The organism is Mesorhizobium sp. WSM4814 (genome assembly GCF_055811595.1).
Window position 1 is genome coordinate 79,402 of sequence record NZ_JBVVQT010000025.1, and the last position, 6,000, is coordinate 85,401.

Here is a 6,000-nt window from a genome sequence, read left to right on the forward strand (position 1 = left end):
ACTGCATGGAAAGACCCCGAATCAGCCGCATTCCAGCCACGAACCAAGGCCTTTTTGACCAAAGATTAACATCGTGTTCACCGAGTATTCACGCCTCGACGCTATGATCCCACGCAATTCGGAAGGGACATCCGAAATCGGGACAGGGACAGGGAAAATGAACTTCTTGACGCACCTCATCGGCTACGCTGCCGCCATCCGCGAATTCGTCGCGCCGACCTACCGGCCGGAGCGCTATTACATGCGCGGCCCAGGCCCCGCTTGCGCACGCCGCGGCCACACGCTCGGCATCAGCGCGCACTGATGACGACCATGGAAAGCCGTCACGATAGCCGGATCTGCAGGCCGGCCGCCGATCATCGTGCGACCACATATCGCACGGAACGTCCTGGGCTCGCCGACAGGCGGCGTGCGACAACGCCAAGGGTCTGAGTTTCCAGCATTTTGAGATTCTGGGGCTTAGATCTCGCCGCCGGCAAGCTAAGTGCCGTTTGACACCAGGCAGCCGGGACTCGCGTGACCGCCCAGTAGCTGCAAGATCCCTTCCGCCAAGTTGCCTCCGAAAAGCTAGAGCGGGATTGCGGTCGTCTCCTTGGCGGTTCGAATCACAAACATGGTGTAATACCGCGCCACATTCGTCCGATCTCGGAACAGCCGCTCGCACAATGTGTCGAACTCGTCCATATCCATCAGACGCAGCATAAGGACAGCGTCGGTCGAGCCGCTCACGCTGTAGGCCTGGACCACCACTGGTTCCATGGCGGCAAGCTCGAGGAAGCGGCGCATGTGCTGCTCGCCGTGGCGCTCCAGCTCGACCGTGACGATAGCCTTCATCCCCCTGCCGGCCTTGGCTGGATCAAGTAGCGCGACAACGCGGTCGATGACACCGACTGACTTGAGCCGCCGTATGCGGCGCAAGCAGCTGGAGGGCGAAAGCCCGACCTCCGCCGCCAGGTCGGCATTGGTGCGCGAAGCGTCTTCTTGCAACAGCTTGAGAAGCTTCCTGTCGATCCGATCCATTGCGGTCCTCCGTCGTCGTCTACCGGTCTGCAATTTTATTGCACAAGTCCGCAAATTTTGACCACAAATGCGAACCGTCTCACGGTAGTCATTTGGCGTCAATCACGGAGACATCGCCATGACAGTGCAGGCCGCCCTCTATCGAAGGACGCTGGAAACGCTTGAAATCTATTGGGAATTGGTTCGCATCATCGTTCCGGTCACGATAGTCACACAGATCCTGCAGGATCTTGGTGTCATCCGGACGATCTCTCCGTTCTTCGGACCTCTCATGACGCTGGTTGGACTGCCGCCCGAGCTCGCCCTTGCCTGGCTGACAGGATTGCTGGTGGGAATTTGGGGCGCGGTGGTGACCGTGTTCACTCTGGCCCCGGTTTCGACGCTAAGCACTGCCGACATGACCGTTCTTTCAACCCTTTTGCTATTTGCGCATGCCATTCCGATTGAACAACGCATCATTCAGAAGGTTGGGCCAAGCTTCGTGGTCACTGCAGCGCTTCGCATTGGCGGCGGACTGATCCTTGCCGTGCTCCTGCACCAGATATTCGCAGCCACCGGATGGCTATCCGAGCCGCTGAAGCCGGCGTGGATCCCAATGAGCGAAGGCGCTGATTGGAGCAGTTTTTTTCCAGGTATGCTCAAAACCCTGGCAACCATGCTCGTCATTCTCCTCGCACTAAGCTGGCTGATCGAGCTACTCAAGATGTCGGGCATCCTGGGTTGGCTGAACAAGGGGTTTGCGCCGCTCTTTCGCCTTGCCGGCATCCAGTCACAAGCGGTGCCGTTCACTGCGGTCGGTCTGCTTCTTGGAATTTCCTATGGCGCGGGACTGCTGATCCGCGAGACGCGCACGACCAGCGTAGAGCCGCGCCAGATCTTCCTCGCTTGCGTGTTCATGGGCTTTGCCCACAGTCTCATAGAGGACACACTGGTTGTCATCGCTCTGGGTGCAGACTTCACCAGTGTGTTTTTCGTTCGCCTGATCTTTGCCGTGCTCGCAACCGCGTTGATCGCCCGGGCAATCAGGTCGGCTTCCGACATTCTGTTTTTCAAAGCATTGTTCCGCAAGGAAGAAAGTCGGCTCGCTCAGTCGGAATCCGGTTTTGGCGGCTAACGATGGAGCGTCTTTGGTCCGCTTATGTGGCTGTGCCCGGAACTCGACATCCGACAACGCCCTGGAGGACTAGGTCCCGCACCCGCTTGCCGACCGTCCGCTACCGCGGCTGGTACTAACCTTCGCACAGCTCCAGAACCGTCGTGTCGCCTGCCGCCTTGCCCAGTTCGCGGCAGCCCTGAACCGTGCACAGCGTCCAGCCTTCACCGGTCGCGCCGGAGGCCGCGAGCACAAGGCGCCGCTGCGGCGCCATCTTGGGTTTATAGACCCACCAACCGTCCCGCAGCACCGAGCCTTCCGGCGGTTCCATGCCGGCGCCCGAGCCCTTGATCCGTGCCTCGGCGATCTCCAAGCCGGAAGGCGTCACCTTCCAGTCCTCCTGCCAATGCGTCTTTTCCACCGAATGCGTCCAGGCGAGCGTGAAGGCGGTGACAGTGAGCGTCACCGTCTTGCCGGCTGCGAGGATACAGAGGCTCATGCGGTGCCGGTGGCCTGCCGCGCCCTCCAGCAGTGCCAGCCGATCCAGGCGACAGAGAGTGCCCACCCGGCTTCGTCGGTGACAGGCAGTGCGGCAACCAGCAGCACGCCGGCGGCGAAGGCGACGAGACGTTCCCACCAGGCCATGCGCCGGGCCAGGAACCCGACGGCGGCTGCGCCCCACAGGGCAATGCCCATGCAGGCCTTGGCGACGATATAGGCGACCTCGACGGGATAACCGAACTGGGCGGCGATCGGACCGGGGTCCTGCAGCATCAGCGCCGGGGTGTAGACCGCCATGAACGGCACGACGAAGCCGGCGACGGCAAGCTTGGTGGCCTGGATGCCGATCTTGAGGCCGCTCTCCTTGGCCATCGGCGCGGCGGCGAAGGCGGCCAGCGCCACCGGCGGAGTGAGGTCGGCCATAATGCCGAAATAGAAGACGAACATGTGGCTGACCACCAGCGGCACGCCGAGTGACAGCAGTGCCGGCCCGGCCAGCGACGAGGTGATGATGTAGTTGGGGATCGTCGGTATGCCCATGCCGAGCACCAGGCAGGTAAGCATGGTCAGCACCAGCGACAGGAACAGATTGTTCTCGCCGATGGAGATGATCCAGCCGATGAAGGTGGAGGCGATGCCGGTGAGCGTCAAGGTGCCGATGACGACGCCGACGATGGCGCAGGCGATGCCGACCGGCAGCGCGTTCTTTGCTCCCTCGGCTAGCGAATCTATGCATATCTGCAGCGTCTCGCGTCCGCCCCTGAAGGTGACGCAGGCGATGACGAGCCCGGCGATGACAAAACTGAGGATGTTGACGCCGAACCTCATGAAGGAGGCGGCGGCAAGCCCCAGCGCCAGCCAAAAGACGATGCGGAAGGCAAGCGGCCCGATCAAAGCCGCCAGCGGCGTGCCGAGGATGAGCACGATGGTCAGCGCCAGCCCCATGGTGCCGGCGAAGATCGGCGTATAGCCGGCAAACAGCAGATAGATGAGCGCGGCCAGCGGCAGCACCAGCGGCCAATGTCTTCTCACCGCGTGCCACGGATTGGGCAGGTCCGCCTTGGCCATGCCCTGCAGGCCGGCCTTGCCGGCTTCCAGGTAAACCTGCCAGAAGCAGGCACCGAAATAGAGCAGCGCCGGGATGATCGCTGCCTTGACCACCTCGGCATAGGGGATGTTCAGCGTCTCGGCCATGATGAAGGCGACCGCGCCCATCACCGGCGGCATGATCTGGCCGCCCATCGACGAGGTCGCCTCGACCGCGCCGGCGAAGGCCGAACGGAAGCCGAAGCGCTTCATCAGCGGAATGGTGAACTGGCCGCTGGCCACCACATTGGCGACGCCGGAGCCGGAAATGGTGCCCATCAGCGCCGACGACAGGACGCAGACCTGGGCCGGGCCGCCGCGCCACGTGCCGACCAGGCCAAGCGCGAAATCGTTGAACAGTGCGATCATGCCGGCGCGTTCGAGAAAGGCGGCGAAGACGACGAAGATGAAGATATAGGCGGCCGAGACGTAGACCGGAGTGCCGTATATGCCTTCGGTGCCAAAGGCGAAGGTGTCGATGAGCTGGGCGAAATCATAGCCGCGATGGATGAAGGGCGGCGGCAGGTGATTGCCGAAGACAGCGTAAGCGAGAAAGATCAAGGCGATCAGGGCAAGCGGCAGCCCCATCAGCCGCCGCGCAGCCTCGAAAACCAGCACGACCAGCACCGTGCCGACGATCAGGTCCGGCGTGGTGAGGAAGCCGGAGCGCCGGATGAGATCGGCATAGAACACCCAATTGTAGAGGCCGGTGGCGAAGCCGAGCACGCCGAGCGTCCAGAATGCTGCTTTTGCCGGTGTGCTTGTGGCGCGCAGATTGGCGATCAAGCCAAAGCCGAGCAGCAGCAAGAAGCCGACATGCATGGCGCGCACCACCTGGCTCGGCAGGCTGCCATAGGCGGCGATGTAGATCTGGAAGACGGAGAAGGCGATGGCGATGAGAAAGGCGGCCTTGCCGGCGATGCCGTCGCCGAAACCCGGCGGCAGCCCTTCGAGCGGGGCTTCGGCGGTGGGGGAGAGAACGGTCGGCGTTTCGGGATGGGCGTTGGTCATTGGCGGGTTCCTGGCGGGGCGCAATCCCTCCCCCTTGAGGGGAGGGTGGACAGCCGCCGAAGGCGGATGGACGGGTGGGGTCGTTGCGGCAGTGCGCGGCCTGAACCGACCCCACCCGCCTCGCTTCGCTCGGCACCCTCCCCTCAAGGGGGAGGGAGCGGCTCTATTTCACCAATCCCTTTTCCTTGTAATACCGCTCGGCACCGGGATGCAGCGGCACCGGCATGCCGTCGAGCGCCTTGGCCATGTCGATCGCCTTGGCGGCGGCGTGGGCAGCAGTGAGCTGGTCGAGATTTTCGAACAGCAGCTTGGTCATTTGATAGCCGGTCTCGTCGGAGACGTCGGCGTGGGTGATGAGGAAATTGCCGACGGCGGCGGTCGCGACGTCCTCGGTCTGGCCTTCATAGGTGCCCTTGGGAATGGTCACCGAAAGATAGGGCGAGCCGATCTTGGCGACGTCCTGCGCCGGTACGGCGACGACGTTGATCGGCACCGACGTGGCGAGATCGCGGATCGAGGCGACGCCGAGTCCGGCCGATTGCAGCGTGGCGTCGAGCTGGCGGTTCTTGATCAGCTCGACCGATTCGGCGAAGGGCAGATACTCGACCCGTCCGAGATCCTCGTATTTCAGCCCGGCGGCGGCGAAGATGGCGCGGGCGTTGAGCTCGGTGCCGGAGGCCGGCGCGCCGACCGACAGGCTCTTGCCCTTTAGGTCGGCAAGGGTCTTGATGCCGGACTCCTTGCTGGCAACGATCTGGATATAGTTGGGATAGATGGCGGCGACGCCGCGCAGCTTGTCGAGCTTGCCCGGGAAGCCGGCTTCGGTGTTGCCCTCGGCGGCCAGTTTGACGGCATCGCCGAGCGAGAAGGCGATCTCGCCCTTGCCCTGCTGCAACAGGTTGAGGTTCTCGACCGAGGCCTTCGTCGCCTGAACCTGGGTGCGGGCGCCCTCAATGCCCTTGCCGTAGATTTCCGACAGTGCGACGCCGAGCGGATAGTAGACGCCCGAGGTGCCGCCGGTCAGCACGTTGATGAATTCCTGCGCCTTGGCCGGCACCGCGCCAAGGCCCAGCGACAGCGCCAGCGCGCCGGCAGCAATAAATTTCGTCCTGAAATTGTGCATGTGATCTCCTCCCTGAAACATCTGCCACCGCGCGACCCGAGGCGAGTTTAGACAGCGGGCGGGAAATGCCAACCCGCAATAATATCCATTAGAGCGGGATGAAGAGAGGCTGAATCGAAGGGGGATTCCCAAATCAGCGGGGATTTGATTCAACATGCTGGCTGGG

6 protein-coding genes are annotated in these 6,000 nt (G+C 62.8%); 2 read left to right on the forward strand and 4 right to left on the reverse strand.

Annotated elements, in window-relative coordinates; translation table 11 throughout:
• Positions 1-157 precede the first annotated feature (157 nt).
• Positions 158-304, forward strand: a complete 147-nt coding sequence (locus tag AC0L2V_RS27545) for a hypothetical protein (protein WP_023801394.1) — start codon at positions 158-160, stop codon at positions 302-304.
• 263 nt (positions 305-567) lie between these two features.
• Here AC0L2V_RS27545 and AC0L2V_RS27550 read toward each other — a convergent pair whose 3' ends face one another.
• Positions 568-1,020: an Lrp/AsnC family transcriptional regulator gene (locus tag AC0L2V_RS27550; protein ID WP_287237775.1), complete on the reverse strand. Its 453-nt coding sequence runs from the start codon at positions 1,018-1,020 to the stop codon at positions 568-570.
• Positions 1,021-1,138: 118 nt separating this feature from the next.
• On the opposite strand from AC0L2V_RS27550, the gene AC0L2V_RS27555 reads away from it, so the two are divergent.
• The gene (locus tag AC0L2V_RS27555) at positions 1,139-2,134 is read left to right on the forward strand and encodes a nucleoside recognition domain-containing protein (RefSeq protein WP_473508050.1); all 996 of its coding nucleotides are present in this window, start codon (positions 1,139-1,141) and stop codon (positions 2,132-2,134) included.
• A 115-nt stretch (positions 2,135-2,249) separates the two neighbouring features.
• On the opposite strand, the gene AC0L2V_RS27560 is transcribed toward AC0L2V_RS27555, so the two are convergent.
• From AC0L2V_RS27560 to AC0L2V_RS27570, 3 genes are all read right to left on the reverse strand, one after another.
• Positions 2,250-2,612: a DUF1850 domain-containing protein gene (locus AC0L2V_RS27560; RefSeq protein WP_473508051.1), complete on the reverse strand. Its 363-nt coding sequence runs from the start codon at positions 2,610-2,612 to the stop codon at positions 2,250-2,252.
• A complete protein-coding gene (locus AC0L2V_RS27565) occupies positions 2,609-4,711 on the reverse strand; it encodes a TRAP transporter permease (RefSeq protein WP_473521730.1) in 2,103 nt (700 codons plus the stop codon). Before AC0L2V_RS27565 ends, AC0L2V_RS27560 begins: the two co-directional genes overlap by 4 nt.
• 163 nt (positions 4,712-4,874) lie before the next feature.
• Positions 4,875-5,834, reverse strand: a complete 960-nt coding sequence (locus AC0L2V_RS27570) for a TAXI family TRAP transporter solute-binding subunit (protein WP_473508053.1) — start codon at positions 5,832-5,834, stop codon at positions 4,875-4,877.
• Positions 5,835-6,000 lie beyond the last annotated feature (166 nt).

Bases quoted from the DNA above. Each gene is read 5' to 3' on its own strand.
- AC0L2V_RS27550 (WP_287237775.1), bottom strand. From the start codon at position 1,020: ATGGATCGGATCGACAGGAAGCTTCTCAAGCTGTTGCAAGAAGACGCT.
- AC0L2V_RS27545 (WP_023801394.1), top strand. From the start codon at position 158: ATGAACTTCTTGACGCACCTCATCGGCTACGCTGCCGCCATCCGCGAA.
- AC0L2V_RS27570 (WP_473508053.1), bottom strand. From the start codon at position 5,834: ATGCACAATTTCAGGACGAAATTTATTGCTGCCGGCGCGCTGGCGCTG.
- AC0L2V_RS27565 (WP_473521730.1), bottom strand. From the start codon at position 4,711: ATGACCAACGCCCATCCCGAAACGCCGACCGTTCTCTCCCCCACCGCC.
- AC0L2V_RS27555 (WP_473508050.1), top strand. From the start codon at position 1,139: ATGACAGTGCAGGCCGCCCTCTATCGAAGGACGCTGGAAACGCTTGAA.
- AC0L2V_RS27560 (WP_473508051.1), bottom strand. From the start codon at position 2,612: ATGAGCCTCTGTATCCTCGCAGCCGGCAAGACGGTGACGCTCACTGTC.